Genomic DNA, 13,484 nt, shown 5'->3' with positions numbered 1-13,484 from the left:
CCTGAACGCCTTCCAGATCGCCTTCGAAGGCCGGCTCACCCCGGCCAACAACTGACCACCTCAACAACCAAGATCAGCCGTTAACTTGACAGACCCTCGCCCCTGTAACGGGACATCCCTGCCGCATCCTGTCTGGGATTCGTGCGCCTCCGCGGCGCCCGGATCCCAGACAGGAGAGGACCCGCAGGGCAATATCAACGGGCACGGTGTCGTCGCCGGCGCCATCGCTGAGATCAACAAACCATCACCCAGTCATTCGGTGCCGGTGAATGCGCGCTCCCCGGCGCGGTTCGCCGGGGAGCGAGTGCGAAGGCGGCCTTTTCGTCGTTCGGCGAAGCAGGGCGGCCGGGTAAGCACTGACTCGGGCGCTGCTGGTCCGTGAGCCAACTTCGGCCGCCTGGGACCAGCCGCAGTGCACGTACTCAAACATCGGCAGACCTGGGCCGGGCCAACAACCGTGATTTCATGGTCGTTGGCCCGACCCCTTGCCCGCTCAGTCTGAGATCTTTTTCGGGCTGTTCGCTGACCGATAGTCATACGACAACGCTTCCCGCGCGGCCACCATCTCCCGCACTAGCGAAGTGGCGCGGTAGTTGTGCAGCCCGCCGGTCATCCCTGCCACGGTGATCAGCGTGTGGTGCAGTTGTGCCGCCTGCTCGTCTGACAGTCCCCGAGTCTCCACAACAATTCGATGGACGCCGCGGCGCGGCCGGACCGCTTGAGCAACGGCGCCGCTCGGAGGCTCCTCGCCTACGTCATCGGTATCGAGGTACATGACCGGGTTGCTCTGGCCCTGCTTCCACTTCACGGGACTCTCCCCTCCCACCAGCCAGGAATACTCATCGGACTCACGCAAGTCGAATCGGACCCGGCCGTGATCGACCGGCTCCCAGCCCAGGATGTCGAACGCGCCACGGACGCGGCCGTTGCGTACAGCGAGCAGGACGTCGCCATACACGTCGAGTGTCCGGCTACTCAATACCCAGTCGCCGGCCGCCGCCTCGCGTACCTGCTCGGGCGTCGACGCGTCGTCGCCTGATCGTCGAATGTTCACTGCAATCACTGGCACCCCTCCTCGCAAGACGTTGGGATCTTATCTAAGACTTTCAGAAGAAGCTAGCGTCTGTTGTAAGACGTTAAGCATGGCGGCCTCGGCGCCGCTAGGTCATGTCTCGAAGCGCGCATGGTGGACGGCGGGCTTGTTGAACCGGCCGGCGACGCCAGAATCAGGGCACCCTTCTCGACAGATCCCGAAGCTGAGAGGGCTTGCCTCACCTAGCGCATCCGTGCTCTGTACTCGCGCCTGCACGCCGGCGGGCTGCCTGATCGCCGCCGGACGGCGGCGGTCAGGGAGCGCCAACCTGCTCGGTGACACGCCTGGTGTCGTGTCCGTTCGCGGTTCGCGGCACGGGCGGCCAGTACCGGCGGACGGTGCGCTCGGACCGGCTGATTCTGGTGGCGATGTCGGCTGGGTGCAGGGACGGGTCCTGGCGGTGCCAGTAGGCCACGGCCCCGGCGGTGTCGGGCGGCACCTCTGCGCTGCTTGTACCGTCGTCCGGTTCGGGGTCATGTTCCTGGCTCTCGAGGGGGTCCGGTTCAATTTCTTGGGCAGCGCCCGGAGTATTGACTCTGTCCTGCTCGTCGGAGTTCTCGACCGGCGCGACTGAAGAGCCGGTGGGGCGGGACCTGCTGCTTCCGGACCGGTCCGTGTCGGGGTGAGAGAGGTCAGTGCCCCGCAACGGCGCCGTGTGCGGGAACGCCGAGGCGTCGTTACCGGTCCGGACGAGGTGAGCGTCCTCGTGGTTCCGTGCATCGTCCCGCGAGGGCTCAGGTGCAACTTCCTCGGTGTCGCGCCCATCGGTCGGCGAGTGCCCGGTGGCGTCCGCGTTCGAACGCTCGCCCTCGTCGCCGCGGATCGCAGCCTCCGGCCTGTCCGTCGGCGATACGTCGAAGCCTCGGGCCTGCTGCGCTGCATGGGGCGGCCCTGATGCGAGGGCCGGTGCCTTCAGGCTCGGGGGTTCGACCGTCGGGAACGGCGTCTCCGTTGGCGTGGTGGCGGGTTGCTGGCCGTCGGCCCGGCTGACGGAGGGGGTCTGGATCCGGCCCGCGATTTCGACCAGGCTGATGCTGGCCACGACGACCAGCCCATCAACGGAGATCGGTAGCAGGTAGGAGGCGGCGGCGTCGGTTTCGCCGTACCGGGCGGCAACGCCGACCATATGCCAGTAACTCACCCAGGCGGCGATGCCGGCGATGACGGCGGCGGCGATCAGCCGGGCGGCGGCCAGGCCGCGACGGTCCGCGGGCACCCGGGATATGAGTTCGACGGTCAGCAGCAGCGCCAGCGGCGGCCACGCGGCGATGACCTGGCTGATGAGGTTCGGCCGGGCGTGTAGGACGTTCGCCGCGATCGACGCGGCGACGCCGAGGGCGAGCACCGCCCGCACGGCCCACCGCAGCCGGATCAGGTGCCGCGTGTCGACCTCCGCTACCTCCGGGGTACGGGCGGAGGTGTGCCGGGGTAGCGGTGTGGCGGTCACGCGGCGGCTCCGTCACCGGGCCGGGGCGCCGGCCGCAGGTCTGGTCGGCGGGCGGGGCGCTGCACCTGGGAGACCAACTCGTCGGCCAGGGCGATGATGTCGTCGCTGGGTTCGGCGTCGATCTCGCCGAGGGCGCGAGTCAGGGCGCGGCGCAGGCTGCGGATGGCGTCGAGGTGCCCGAGCGCGGCGCGGGCCCGCATCGCCTGCTGGTACAGCTCTTCGGCGTACGGGTTGTGGCCGATCGCGGCGTCGAGGACGGTGAGCTGTTCGGCGGGGTTGTCGGTGAGGGCGTCGGCGAGGGCGAGGTAGGCGTCGAGTGCCTGCTGCCGGACGGCTTCGCGGTAGGGCTCGATCCATTCGTAGTCGGCGCCGTCGGCCAGGTGTCCGCGGTAGGTGTCGACCGCGCGGCGCAGCGCGGCGCGGCGCTCGGCTGGGTCGGTGGCCTGGTTGGCGTCGCGGATCGCGGCGCGCATGCGCCACAGGTCCACGTCGACGGCGTCACGGTTGAGGACGTACCGCTGGCGGGGGTGGGTGAGGTAGGTGCCGCGTCCCGCGGTGCGGCGCATGATGGTGCGCAGGTCCGACACGTAGGTGTAGAGCCGGCCAGGTGCCTTGTTGGCGGGGGCGTCGGGGAGTAGGTCGTCGAGGATCGCCTCGGCGGAGGCGTCGCCGTCGTGCACGGCCAGGTAGACGAGCACTTCGAGGGATTTCTTGCGCAGCGTCGGCCCGGGCGGCACGTCGACGATGGTGGCGGCGCCCAGGACGGTGACCTGCACCCGCCCGTGGCTGGTCTCCTGGCTTTTCTCGGCCGCGTCGTCGGTGTCCGGTTCTTCCACGGCGGGCGGGGGCGCGCCATCGCGGGCAGTGTCCGCGCCGCCGGCATGGGCGTCGGTGGACGGAGTTGCCTTTGTGGCCGGGGCGGTCTCGCTGCTGGCGCTGCCTGCTGTTGTTGTCGGGGCGGCGGGCACGGGCTCGGGGCCGGATGCCGGCAGGTGGTCACCCTCGCGGACGGGGACGTCGGGTGGCGCCGGCTCGGTGTCCGGAGAAGGTTGCGCATCGGGTGCGGCTGTCGTGGCTTGGGCGGTGGTGACGGGTTCGGTCGGGGCGGGAGCCTGCGGCTGGCCGGTGTGGGATTCGGCGAGGGTGACGAGCAGGTCGCTGGTCTCGGACGGGGTGAGGACGGCCAGTCGGCCGATGTCGGCCGGGTGGCCACCGTGGCGGGAGCCTTCCCCCTGGGCGCGGCTGGTGGTGCCGTCTGCGGCGACGACGACGGTGTCGCCGTCGGGCCAGGCGCCCAGCAGTACGCCGTGGATGTCCAGGCGTTGGCCCTGGGCGAGAAGCGCGGCGATGCGGGTGCGCTGGTGGCGGGTGTCGGCGTCGGCCAGCAGCAGGACGGGCGGCATCGGCTCCCCGGTCGGGTCCGCCGCGCGGGCCTCGGCGACGGTGTCGACCTCGTGGGCGTAGACGATGCGGCTGCGGTGCAGGGTCTGCGCCTCGAGCAGGTCGAGTGCCTCGTCCAGCCCACCGGTGACGGTCAGCCGCGGGGTACGGGGCAGCGCGACGGCACCGGCGCCGAGCAGCGTCGCCGCGGTCGCTGACGGCATGACCAGCCAGGTGCGGTCTTCTGGTGCGTCGAGGCCCCCGGCGGCCAGGGCGGCGGCCATGAACCCGCGGGCGGCGGCCTCCGCGCCGGGACCGGTGAGCCCCAGGCCGGCGGGCGGCCAGACCGCGGCGAGCGGGTGCGCCAGCGACGGCACCACCGGGCGAAGCGCAGTGTCGTCTTCTGCGCTCGGGTTCGCGACAGGCGCCGGCTTCTCGTCGTCGTCCTCGTCGTCGAGACCGGCGTCGTCGAGGGTGCCGGTCTTGTCGTGCCGCCCGGCGATCTCCGGACGGTCGTCGTCGAGAAGGTCAGCGTCCTGATCGGAGGTGTCAGGGCCGTCCGGTATGGAGGTGGTGTCGTCTGCTTCGGTGCCGTCGGGGTCGGTGAACAGCCCGAGGTCGTCGTCCGGACCTTCGTAGCCGGCCGGGTCGGTGGGGGCCGTGGTGGCGTGGTGCAGGCGGCGGCGGATCTGGTTCACCACGGGCGGCATGGGCGCCACGTCGGGGTCGTCCAGGCGCAGGTCGGCCGACAGTGGGCGGCGGGTGTAGCGGCGGTGGCGGTGGGCCCAGACGAGGGCGACGGCCGCGAGGATCGCGGCGACGAGCCCGGCGTCGAGCCAGCTGCCGGTGCCGAGCGAGACACCGGGTGACGCCTTCGTTCGCGGCCCGGGTGTCTGCTGTCCGTCGACCGAGGGGCGGGGCTTCGTCGAGGCTCCGGAGGCCGACGGCGGGTCAGCGGGCGAGGTGGAGACCGGCGGCGAGGGGACGTGGACTATGCCGTCGTCACCGTCGTGCGGTGCCGGGGTGGTGGGGCCTGTCGAGGGGCTCGCGGACGGCGCGTCGGGTGGCGGCTGGGTGGGTTGGCTCGGTGGTGTCGGCGGGGGCGCGGCGGTGCCGGGTGTCGGCTGTTCGGGGCCTGCTGCCGGGGGGTCGGCGGGTGGCGGGGTTCGAGGTGTGCCGGCTGGTGGTGTGGCGTCGTCGGGCAGTTCGAGGGTCCAGCCGGGGTAGATCAGGTTCGGGTTGGTGAGGGTGCCGCCGATGTCGCGGAAGTGGGTGCCCCGGTTGAGGGCGAAGATCTCCGGCCACCGGTTGGCGTCGCCGAGCCACTGCTGGGCGATCTTCGACAGGGTGTCCCCGCGCCGCACCTCGCAGGTGTAGGTCTGCCCGGACGACACAAGCGTCACGTGGCCAGCTACCAGCCGGGCCGGCACCGGATCCCCCATGTGCGCCAGGGCGGACGTCGATGCGGCTGTCTGCCAGGTCTGCGTGTGGTGCCCATCCGTGCTCACCAGCCGCACGGTGCTGCTGGGCACGGCAGTCGCCGAAGCCGGGGCGGTGGCGCTGGTGTGGGCGGTTGTCGCTTGTGCTGGCTGGGTGAGGGCTGGTGCGGCCTGGGCGGCGGTGGCGAGGACGCCGCCGGTGATGGCGGCGACCAGGATGGCGGCGAGCCCGCGGGCCGGCGCGATGGCTCGGGGTTGCGGCAGGCGGATGCCCGTGACGGTTTCGGCGACCTCGGCGATCAGCGACCAGATGAACGCCGCCCACGCCGCCCAGAGTAGGCACACGACGGCGTTGCCGAGCATGGCGTCGGTCAGTGGTGAGGTGAGGGCGGTGCCGACGTCCTGCCAGGTGGGGGCCTGGCGGGGTAGTGGCCAGCCGACGTATCGGATGAGCGCGTACGGCACGCCGGCGGTGAGCAGCACCAGGGTCCCGAGTCCGGCCAGCCGGCGGGCGGTGGCGGCGAGGAATGCGAACACTGGGGCTCCCGGTCGTGGCGTGGTGGTCCTGGTCAGTTCGGTGCGGTGACGCCGGTCAGAGGGCTGGCGGTCGCGGTCGCGGACACCGGCAGGGCGCTGATCCCGACGAGGTGCAGCAGCTGTGTCTGTCGGGTGCCGCTGATGGTGACGGTGACGGCGGTGGGGGTGGCGGACGCGGTGACCTGCCCGTCGACACCGGCCTGTTGGGCGAAGCTCCGCGCGGCTGCGGCGGCCTGGGCGGGCTGGAGCTGGACAGTGCCGGTGGCCCTGTAGGTGGCGAGGTCGATCTCGCGGGCGCCGGCCCGGGCGGCGCCCTGCGCGACGTCGAGCAGCCGCACCTTGTCCGACATGCCCAGTCCCAGGTCGAGGACCAGGCCGGCGAGGACGAGGACGAGAACGACGCCGAAGATCGTCCACGGGGTGATCTGGCCTCGGTCGTCGTGGCGGGCCTGCCGCAGGCGGGTACGCAGCCGGCTCATGGCGCCGTTGTCCCGCGGTAGGTGTCGAGGGGCTGGTGTGAGGTGCCGCGGATGGTGATCGTGCCGGGCAGGCCGAGGCCGTAGAGGTCTTCGAGGCGGACGGTGCACGCCACGGTGGCGCTGACCTGCCCGCCGGGGACGAACGCGCCGGGATCGACGGTGACGGAGGACGGCTGGCAGGTGAAGGCCCGCCCGGCCAGGGTGGCGGAGGCGCCATCGGCGCCTGCGGCGCGGGCCTCGCCGGGGGTGCGGGCGAGGGACGCCTGGCGGGCCGCCGCGGCGGCAGCGGAGTTGACGTCGATGGCGGCCGAGGCCAGGCGCAGGCACGCCACCACCGCGAGGGCGGCCAGGACCATCAGGGGTACGTAGCTCAGCGCCATCTCGACGCTGACCGAACCTCGGTCTCCCCGCAGCCGCGGCGCCCGGCGGCGTGGGTGTCCGCTGCGGCGCTGCTCGCGGGTCACGTCGAGTCTCCTTCCACTCCAGGCGGCGAGGGGGCCAGCGACAGGGTCGAGGGGCGGAAACGCTCGACCGGGGCGCTGGCCTGGGTGCTGACCTGCAGGCGCAGGAACGGCACGACGGCGGGCACCCGGCCGGTCACGGCCACGGTGGCGGTGTCGGCGGTGCGGGTGACCGACACGCGCGGGTCGACGACGACCTGCCCGGCGACCTGGTCGAGGACGGTTGCGGCGTCGGCGCGGCCGGCGGCGGCGGTGCCGCCGGACACCCTGGTGGTCTGCAGGGCGTGGTTCGCGGCGTGCTGGACGCCGAGTTGGGCCAGGGCCCACAGGGCGAACTGCACGCCGACGAGGACGAGCAGGAACAGCAGGGGCGCGTAGAGGACCACCTCGGTGGTGCCCGACCCGCGGTCACCACCGAGCCGGCGTCGCCTGCCTCGTCGCGTGCGGTGCATGGCTAGAGGTTGATTCCGGTGATCTTGGTGATGATCTTGCCCTGGAAGATGGCGTAGACGGCCAGGACGAGGGTGACGAGCAGGGCGATCCACATGACCTTCTCGGTGGTCTCGCTGCCCCGGTCGCCGGAGTCGCGCAGCCGGCGGGCCCGGTCGGTGAGGGTGAGGTGTGCCAGGGTCAGCAGGGCCATCAGCTTGCTGGGGTGCACGGCGTTTCTCCTTCTGGTGTGTCGGGGTCAGAAGCTGTCGACTGCGGTGACAGCCGGGTAGAGGAGGAACAGCATGTAGGCGGCGGCCAGGAGCATGACCGGCATGGACATGCGTTCGGTGGCGGAGTTGGCCCGGGCCTCCAGGGCGGCGGCCTGATGGGCCCGCAGGGTGGCGGCGCGGATGGTGAGGGAGTCGCGAATGCGGGCGCCTTCGGTGCCGGCGAGGCTCATCGTCGCGGCGAGTTCCTGCAGTTCGACGACGCCGGTGTCCTCGCCGAGCTGGCCGAGGGCCTGCCAGGGCGGGATGCGCAGGAGCCGGGCGGTGGCCACGGCACGGTTCAGGCGTCCGGCGGCCCAGCCGTGGGTGTCGGCGCAGGCGTCGTCGAGGGCTTGTTCGAGTCCGGCGCCACCGGCGAGGGAGATGACGACGAGGTCGAGCACGGCGGACAGGGCGTAGCGCAGCTCGTCGCGGCGCCGCTGCGCCTCGGCGTGCACGGTGGTCTCGGCCAGCCACCAGCCGCCGGCCGCGCCGGCAAGCGACGCCCACAGCGGCATGCCGGCGGCGAAGCTGACCCCGCCGGAGGCGAGGACGGCCATCGCGACCGGGGGCAGCAGCAGGCCGGCGAGGACCGCGAGGCTCTGGTCGGCCAGGTGGGTGGCGGTCGGCCGTCCGAGTACGGCGAGGTCGGCGCGCATCCGCTGCCGGGGCAGGCCGAGGGCACGCAGGGGCGCGGCGAGCAGCCGCGTCCTGGCCCCCACTGGTTCTTCCGGGGCAGTCGGGGTGCGGCGCAGGGCGTCGAGGGCCTGGGCGAGGCTGGGGCGGGCGGGATGCAGGCCGGTGCCGGCCAGGACGAGGCCGAGCCCGGCGATGACGCCGCACGCCACCACGAAGGCGGCCATCACGCCACCTGCCCGGGCTGGTCGGCCGAGAGCACCCGTGGTGGTTGCGGGACGCGGGAGGCGCGGGCCAGCCACCAGAACCCGCCGGCGAACACCGCTCCGACGACGAGGAGCACGAGCTGCCCGGTGACGCTGCGGTACGGGGCGAGGAACCCGCGGTTGAGCAGGATCAGCCCGGCGACCATCGCCACCGACGTGCCGGTGATGACCCGGGCGGCGGTGCGGGTCGCGGCCCGTTTGGTGGCCACCCGCATCCGGATGCCGGCAAGCTCGCGGGCGGTGGCGGCGAGGCTGGTCAGGCACTGGGACAGCTGCCCGCCGTGGTAGCCGGCGGCCTGCGTCAGTGCGCGCACGACGAGGTCGGCGGTGGGGTCGGCGAGGTCGGCGGCGAACGCGCGCAGCGCGTCGGGCAGCCGTGCTCCGCCGCGCACCGCCCCCGCGAGGGCCTGCACCTGAGGGCGGATGGGCTGGGGGGTGACAGGGGCGGTGGCGGTGATGGCCTGCTCCAGGCCGGCGGCCGAGGACAGGGTGTCGCGTAGCAGCTCGGCCCAGGTGGCGATCGCCTCGATCCGGGCGATCGCGCGAGTGTGCTCCCGGTCCGGACCGAGGACGCGGGGCAGCGCCCACACCGCGGCGGCGGTCAGCAGCGCCGCGACCGGCCAACGGGTCGCCGCCGCGGCGGCGAATCCGGCGACGATGGCCGCGAGGAGCCGGGTGCGGTCGGCCGACGTCCACCGTTGCCGTGTCCGGGTGGTCGGGGTGCCGGGTGGGCGGCGGCGTAGCCCGTCGGCGACGAGGATCAGGCCGGCGGCGCAGCCCAGGCCGAGCAGGATCGGCAGCAGGTCCATGCTCACCACCGGTCCCGGACGAGGAGGTTCGGGTTGAGGCCGGCGGCGGTGAGCTCGTCGAGGGTGTCGGCGCGGATCGGCGCGGCGGGGATCGCGCGCCGATCGGGGCCAGGGCGGTAGATCTCGTTGGAGGGGACCTGAGTGCCGTCGGTCTCCAGGACCTGGCGGATGGAGGACACCACCCGGGTGCCATCGGTGGCGACGTCCAGGTGCACGACGAAGTCGACGGCCTGGCCGATGAGCACGTTGGCGGCGTCGAAGGTCAGCTTCTCCGGCGCCTGCATGACGTACATGGCCAGCCGGGTCAGCGCCTGCTTGCTGGAGGAGGCGTGCAGGGTGCACATGCTGCCGTCGTTGCCCTGCGACATGGCCAGGAGCATGGGGACGGCCTCAGCGCCGCGGGTCTCGCCGACGATGACCCGGTCCGGGCGCATCCGCAGGCCCCAGCGCACCATCGTGGACATGTCGATGCCGCCGACGCCTTCGAGGTTCGGTTCCCGCTGCTGCAGGGCGGTGGTGTTCGGGTGCGCCTCGGTGTCCTCGTCAAGGCCGAGTTCGTAGGCGTCCTCGACAGTGACGATCCGCTCGTGGGGGCTGATCGCGCCGGCGGCGGCGCGCAGCATGGTGGTCTTGCCGACGCCGACGCCTCCGCAGATCACGATGTTCTTGCGCGCCCGCACCAGCGCCCGGATGAGTTCCCGCAACCCCACCGTGATCTCCCCGCGGTGCAGCAGGTCGTCCAGGGTCACCCGGTGCAGGGTGTTGCGGCGGATCGACAGCGAGGGACGTTTCGCCACCGCCATCACGGCGAACAGGCGTTGCCCGCCGGGCAGCCGCAGCGACAGGCCGGGCGAACCGCGGTCGAAGCGGCGCTCCTCCTGCCCGCTGCGCGCCGCCGCGACCCGCACCAGGTCGACCAGGTCGTCGTCGGAGGCGGCTACCGGCGGCACTCTCTGCACCTGCCCGTCGGTGGTGCGGATCCACACGTTGTCGCAGCCGTTGGCGAAGATGTCCTCCACCCGCGGGTCGTCGATCAACCTCTGCAAGCCGCCCAGGCCGGTGAAGCTGTCCCGCAACGCCCGCGCCAGGGCCGCCTCGGCCTGCGGAGTGAGCGGGACACGGCCGGCGGAGATGTCCTCGCGGGCGTGGACGACGAGTTCCTCCGCGATGTATCCCGCGATCACCGCGTGGCGCTCGCCGTCGGGAAGCTGCGCGCCGTGCGCGGCCAGGCGGTCGCTGACCCGGGCCCGCAGCCGCGCCACCACCTCCGGCGGCGCCGCGGTCGTGCCGCCGCTCAGGGTCGGGGCGGTCACCGCACGACCTCCAGCTCCGCACCGGCGGGCTGTCCGCCGGCCGCGAGGGACGCGGCGAGGGCGCGCAAAGCTTGGGCGAGGCGGGTACGTGTCCACGCCCGCCCCGTCATCCGTCCGGCGAGGACGCCCGCGCCCCACCGGTCGGCGGGCAGCTGCGCCCACACCGGGACACCGAGGCGCCCACTGATCTCCGCCGGGGTGTAGGCGGACCTGCCGCAGACCGCCAGCCCGACACCACCCGGCCGCGCCGCGGCACGCAGCGCCGGCAAGCGGGTGTCCAGGTGATCCAGGTACTCCGTCGACCCCGAGGTGACCAGCACGACCGCGTCAGCGGAGCGCAACAGGCCCCACGAGGGGCTGTTGGCGTAGAGGCGACCCGCGTCGGCGACCACTACCGGCGCCAACCGCGCGACCGCCTCGGCCTGGCCGGCGAGGACCGACACCGCCCCCGCGGCGGTCTCGGCCGCCCCCGGCCCGACGAGGACGTGCAAACCCAGCGGCACCTGCTGCACGTACGGTGCCGCCCCGCCGGTGTGCCCGCCGTGCCGGGCCGCCGCCGCCAGGGACGCCAGTCCCGGCTCCTGCGCCAGCCCGAACCGCGCCGCGACCACCCCGCCACCGGGGTCGGCCTCCACCAGCAACGCCGGACGGTCCGGCCACAACGCCGCCATCCCCAACGCGGCCGTCGACGCGCCCGGCGCGCCGGACACCGACGCCACCACCACCAACATCTCCCGCGCCTCCTCACGTCTCACTGGGACGGGCCGAGCTGCACCAACGACACGTCCCCCGGGGCCGCCGCGACCGCTTCCGCCGCATCCGCAGCGAGCAGCACCGTCACCAACTGCGTGCCCACCTGGTCGGCGCCCGCCGCCACTGACACGACCGTGGCCACCGCCCGGCGTACACCGTTGTTCTGCTGCGGCGCCTGCTGCCCGCCTCCGGTCGGCGGGGCGACCAGCACCACCACCCGCGACCCAGCGGTCAGGCTCGTCGGGGCCCGGCCCGGCTTGACCGGAACCGCGATCACCGCCTGCCCCGCCGCGGGCCACGCCGCCGGCCCGACCTGCGCCGACACCAGCAGGCTCCCTGCCGCCAGCGGCACCGCCGCCGAACGGCCGACGACCCCGCCGCGCCGCTCGGCCGGGACCAGGTCCAGGCCGGACGGGTTCGCCACCCGCACCACCCGCACATCGGCGTCGGTGATGACCTGACCCGCCGGTACGTCCCGCGCGACGGCGAGGAACTGCTCGTCGGCGTGCCGGCGCAGGTCCACCTGCCAAAACGTCACCACCGTCGCCAGGACCAGCAGCAGCCCGGCTACCACACGCCGCCCGCTGCGCCGCCCCGCCCGCCGCGTACCGGCGGGCACCGGCGGCAGGTCCGCAGCGGCGGTGTTCACCGCCCGCGGACGGTCCGTGGTGACGCTCACCGGGCACCTCCGACGATCGCCTGAGATTCCGCCACCCGCACAGACACCGTCGAGGTCGTCGTGAGCGGGGCGAGAGTGCCCCCGCTACCGGCGCCAGACCAGGTGACCGACCACGTCACCGTCGCCCGCAGCCGGAACACCGCCCCCGCCGTGGCAGCTGACGAGGACGTGTAGGTGTGCCCGCACGGCGACGACGCCCGCGGGTCGGTGCCCGGCTCCCACGGCTTGCCCGGCCCGGCGCAAGTCAGGTCGTCGCTGCCGTCACCGAAGGACCACACCACCTGAGTCGGCGTCGCGGTCGCGGTCACCGACACCCCAGGCACCGACGCCGTCGCCGACCGGGCACCCCACGTCGCCGGGTCCACCCACAGCCACACCGGCACCTGCACCAGCACGAACGGCGCCGTGGCGGGATTCGTGCGAATCTGGGGCGAGGGCAGACGCAACCGAGAACGCGCTGTCTGCGCCAGCGCTGCCAGGTTCACCGACGGCGCCTGGTCCAGCCACACCGGCACGTCCTGCGAACCCAGCCCGTTGGCTACGCAGGTCCGCGAATACCAACCGCCCTCTGGGCCCTTGCCCGGCGGGGGCGGGAGACCCACGTCGACCGGCACCCAGTAGCAGCCGTCGCCACCGCCGCCGCCCGAGCTGCTACCGGACCCGCCGCCTTGGTTGCCGCCGGTGGAGCCGCCAGGGCCGCCGGGGGTGCCGGCGTTGATCTCGCATTCGGGAGCTGACGGGTTCTGCGTGCAGCTGACCCCGCCGATGCCGCCGTCGGCACGTGCCGGGCTTCCGGATGCCAGCACGACCGCTGTTGCGCCCGCAGCGATCAGGGATTGGGCGGTACGACGCATCAGCACGACCCCACGTCCTGGACGCCGAAGCTGGTGACTTTCCAGCCGCCGGCCGCGAGGTTCGTGATCGTGGCCCGCGCACTCCGCCGGCCCCCGGACACGTCGTTGATCGGCTCACCTGTCAGCTTGTAGACCAGGAAGTCGCTGTCGTCGATGCAGTCAGTGACCGTCACCGTCGCGGGCGAGGCGGTAAGAGCGACCTCGGCCACCTGCGGGTTCAGGACGTACTTGCCCTTGAGTACCTGCTTCTTGCTCCGGTAGGTGGCCAGGCCGTTCCGCAACGTCTTCAGCGCGCCGTCGCCGGCGAACCTGCTGAGGTCAGGCTCGTCGGGATCGGCAGTGAGGCCGGCCTTCGCGTACGCGGCCCACATGCCGCGGTACACGTCCAGCGCGGCGTCCTCGGCCGCGCCACGCGGATCCTGGCTGGGCGTGGAAACAGTGACCGAGGTAGTGGGAGAAGGTTCTTGCCCGGTGTTTCCGGCGTCGCACGCTCCCGCGCCGGCCACCAGGCACAGGGCTGTCGCCGAGCCCGCCAGGCGCGAGCGGCGGCCTCGCGCTCGAACGGTGAAAGTTCGCTGTCTGTTACGGCTCGTCATCTGCCGCCCTGCCTCCTGACGGTTCCTGGCGACAGCGACGCGGG

At 73.1% G+C, this 13,484-nt stretch carries 14 protein-coding genes; all 14 read right to left on the bottom strand.

What is annotated here, in order from left to right:
* Positions 1 to 493: 493 nt before the first annotated feature.
* The 14 genes from ACFQUZ_RS14005 to ACFQUZ_RS13940 all read right to left on the bottom strand — a co-directional run bounded on the left by ACFQUZ_RS14005 (position 494) and on the right by ACFQUZ_RS13940 (position 13,350).
* Positions 494 to 1,063, bottom strand: coding sequence for a hypothetical protein (locus ACFQUZ_RS14005; RefSeq protein WP_377441991.1), 570 nt, complete (start codon positions 1,061 to 1,063; stop codon positions 494 to 496).
* A gap of 283 nt (positions 1,064 to 1,346) precedes the next feature.
* The gene (locus tag ACFQUZ_RS14000) at positions 1,347 to 2,540 is read right to left on the bottom strand and encodes a DUF2637 domain-containing protein (protein ID WP_377441989.1); all 1,194 of its coding nucleotides are present in this window, start codon (positions 2,538 to 2,540) and stop codon (positions 1,347 to 1,349) included.
* Positions 2,537 to 5,896: a BTAD domain-containing putative transcriptional regulator gene (locus tag ACFQUZ_RS13995; protein WP_377441987.1), complete on the bottom strand. Its 3,360-nt coding sequence runs from the start codon at positions 5,894 to 5,896 to the stop codon at positions 2,537 to 2,539. The genes ACFQUZ_RS14000 and ACFQUZ_RS13995 overlap by 4 nt, the downstream gene beginning before the upstream one ends.
* A 32-nt stretch (positions 5,897 to 5,928) precedes the next feature.
* Complete coding sequence (locus tag ACFQUZ_RS13990) at positions 5,929 to 6,375, bottom strand: pilus assembly protein TadG-related protein (protein ID WP_377441985.1); 447 nt, start codon at positions 6,373 to 6,375, stop codon at positions 5,929 to 5,931.
* Complete coding sequence (locus tag ACFQUZ_RS13985; RefSeq protein ID WP_377442014.1) at positions 6,372 to 6,755, bottom strand: TadE family protein; 384 nt, start codon at positions 6,753 to 6,755, stop codon at positions 6,372 to 6,374. Before ACFQUZ_RS13985 ends, ACFQUZ_RS13990 begins: the two co-directional genes overlap by 4 nt.
* An 80-nt stretch (positions 6,756 to 6,835) precedes the next feature.
* Positions 6,836 to 7,288: a TadE/TadG family type IV pilus assembly protein gene (locus tag ACFQUZ_RS13980; protein ID WP_377441983.1), complete on the bottom strand. Its 453-nt coding sequence runs from the start codon at positions 7,286 to 7,288 to the stop codon at positions 6,836 to 6,838.
* A gap of 2 nt (positions 7,289 to 7,290) precedes the next feature.
* The gene (locus tag ACFQUZ_RS13975; RefSeq protein ID WP_041799409.1) at positions 7,291 to 7,479 is read right to left on the bottom strand and encodes a hypothetical protein; all 189 of its coding nucleotides are present in this window, start codon (positions 7,477 to 7,479) and stop codon (positions 7,291 to 7,293) included.
* A gap of 45 nt (positions 7,480 to 7,524) precedes the next feature.
* Positions 7,525 to 8,397: a type II secretion system F family protein gene (locus tag ACFQUZ_RS13970; protein WP_377441980.1), complete on the bottom strand. Its 873-nt coding sequence runs from the start codon at positions 8,395 to 8,397 to the stop codon at positions 7,525 to 7,527.
* On the bottom strand, positions 8,397 to 9,245 hold the full coding sequence (locus ACFQUZ_RS13965) for a type II secretion system F family protein (RefSeq protein WP_013289172.1): 849 nt from the start codon (positions 9,243 to 9,245) through the stop codon (positions 8,397 to 8,399). Before ACFQUZ_RS13965 ends, ACFQUZ_RS13970 begins: the two co-directional genes overlap by 1 nt.
* A gap of 2 nt (positions 9,246 to 9,247) precedes the next feature.
* Positions 9,248 to 10,558, bottom strand: a complete 1,311-nt coding sequence (locus ACFQUZ_RS13960; RefSeq protein WP_377441978.1) for a CpaF family protein — start codon at positions 10,556 to 10,558, stop codon at positions 9,248 to 9,250.
* Positions 10,555 to 11,289: a MinD/ParA family protein gene (locus ACFQUZ_RS13955; RefSeq protein WP_377441976.1), complete on the bottom strand. Its 735-nt coding sequence runs from the start codon at positions 11,287 to 11,289 to the stop codon at positions 10,555 to 10,557. The genes ACFQUZ_RS13960 and ACFQUZ_RS13955 overlap by 4 nt, the downstream gene beginning before the upstream one ends.
* A gap of 20 nt (positions 11,290 to 11,309) precedes the next feature.
* On the bottom strand, positions 11,310 to 11,885 hold the full coding sequence (locus ACFQUZ_RS13950) for an SAF domain-containing protein (RefSeq protein ID WP_332317178.1): 576 nt from the start codon (positions 11,883 to 11,885) through the stop codon (positions 11,310 to 11,312).
* Between the two features lie 101 nt (positions 11,886 to 11,986).
* The gene (locus ACFQUZ_RS13945; RefSeq protein ID WP_377441974.1) at positions 11,987 to 12,844 is read right to left on the bottom strand and encodes a hypothetical protein; all 858 of its coding nucleotides are present in this window, start codon (positions 12,842 to 12,844) and stop codon (positions 11,987 to 11,989) included.
* On the bottom strand, positions 12,844 to 13,350 hold the full coding sequence (locus tag ACFQUZ_RS13940) for a hypothetical protein (protein WP_377441972.1): 507 nt from the start codon (positions 13,348 to 13,350) through the stop codon (positions 12,844 to 12,846). Before ACFQUZ_RS13940 ends, ACFQUZ_RS13945 begins: the two co-directional genes overlap by 1 nt.
* Positions 13,351 to 13,484 lie beyond the last annotated feature (134 nt).

This window comes from Plantactinospora sp. GCM10030261 (assembly GCF_042666615.1).
Lineage (GTDB): Bacteria > Actinomycetota > Actinomycetes > Mycobacteriales > Micromonosporaceae > KBS50.
Note: the sequence above shows the minus strand (reverse complement) of the source record. Positions and strands in the feature narration are given on the sequence as shown.

Bases quoted from the DNA above. Each gene is read 5' to 3' on its own strand.
- ACFQUZ_RS13990 (WP_377441985.1), bottom strand. From the start codon at position 6,375: ATGAGCCGGCTGCGTACCCGCCTGCGGCAGGCCCGCCACGACGACCGA.
- ACFQUZ_RS13985 (WP_377442014.1), bottom strand. From the start codon at position 6,755: ATGGCGCTGAGCTACGTACCCCTGATGGTCCTGGCCGCCCTCGCGGTG.
- ACFQUZ_RS13955 (WP_377441976.1), bottom strand. From the start codon at position 11,289: ATGTTGGTGGTGGTGGCGTCGGTGTCCGGCGCGCCGGGCGCGTCGACG.
- ACFQUZ_RS13970 (WP_377441980.1), bottom strand. From the start codon at position 8,397: ATGGCCGCCTTCGTGGTGGCGTGCGGCGTCATCGCCGGGCTCGGCCTC.
- ACFQUZ_RS13965 (WP_013289172.1), bottom strand. From the start codon at position 9,245: ATGGACCTGCTGCCGATCCTGCTCGGCCTGGGCTGCGCCGCCGGCCTG.
- ACFQUZ_RS13980 (WP_377441983.1), bottom strand. From the start codon at position 7,288: ATGCACCGCACGCGACGAGGCAGGCGACGCCGGCTCGGTGGTGACCGC.
- ACFQUZ_RS13945 (WP_377441974.1), bottom strand. From the start codon at position 12,844: ATGCGTCGTACCGCCCAATCCCTGATCGCTGCGGGCGCAACAGCGGTC.
- ACFQUZ_RS13975 (WP_041799409.1), bottom strand. From the start codon at position 7,479: ATGGCCCTGCTGACCCTGGCACACCTCACCCTCACCGACCGGGCCCGC.